The following is a 280-nucleotide window of genomic DNA, read 5'->3' as shown; positions in this document are numbered from 1 at the left end:
GAGCATATCCATGTGATAGGGAATAGCAATACCACAAGTTTCTTTGATCTCATCAACTAACTTGTGCAAGATCAGCTGTCGTTCATTAAAAAACTGGCGCTGTTGCCAGAGCTCGACACTTAGGTTGCGGACCCGCTTACCGGGTATAATACCGCCACCGATATCAACGGTCACAAACCCTTCATCAACCAAGTTCTGAATTAGTCGATGGATGGTGGGTTTTGGGATATTTAGCTCTTGCGACAGTTCAAGTGGAGAAAGAGGTTTGGAGGCATAGGAC

1 protein-coding gene is annotated in these 280 nt (G+C 45.7%); it reads right to left on the bottom strand.

Annotated features, from left to right (window positions below; genetic code table 11):
* Positions 1–280, bottom strand: a 280-nt coding sequence (locus AAEZ03_RS27040; RefSeq protein ID WP_350582896.1) for a helix-turn-helix domain-containing protein, incomplete at both ends; no start/stop codon positions are given.

Origin of the sequence: Pseudomonas sp. HY2-MNA-CIBAN-0224, assembly GCF_040310285.1 — a bacterium.
In the GTDB taxonomy this organism is placed as follows: Bacteria; Pseudomonadota; Gammaproteobacteria; order Pseudomonadales; family Pseudomonadaceae; genus Aquipseudomonas; species Aquipseudomonas helleri.
The sequence above is the reverse complement of the archived record's forward strand: the minus strand, read 5'-3'. Positions and strand labels throughout refer to the sequence as shown.